Origin of the sequence: Bacteroides caecigallinarum, from assembly GCF_016901995.1 — a bacterium.
Taxonomy (GTDB): Bacteria; Bacteroidota; Bacteroidia; order Bacteroidales; family Bacteroidaceae; genus Phocaeicola; species Phocaeicola cellulolyticus.
Map to the genome: position 1 here is coordinate 1 of NZ_JACJLE010000189.1, position 297 is coordinate 297.

Here is a 297-nt window from a genome sequence, read left to right on the forward strand (position 1 = left end):
TCCATCTGGTGTTACCCAGACTTCATCCTGGCCAAGGGTAGATCACTTGGTTTCGCGTCTACCGCATCCGACTTGACGCCCTCTTCAGACTCGCTTTCGCTTCGGATCCGGGTCTCATGACCCTTAACCTTGCCGGACACGGTAACTCGTAGGTTCATTATGCAAAAGGCACGCTGTCACTCCTTAAGGAGCTCCAACCGCTTGTAGGCGCACGGTTTCAGGTACTATTTCACTCTTCTGTTCGAAGTGCTTTTCACCTTTCCTTCACAGTACTGGTTCACTATCGGTCTCTCGGGA

Annotated in this window: 1 rRNA gene; it reads right to left on the minus strand. The window is 51.9% G+C overall.

Annotated features, from left to right (window positions below):
- A 23S ribosomal RNA gene (locus tag H6A61_RS15575) occupies positions 1–297 on the minus strand; the annotation flags it as partial.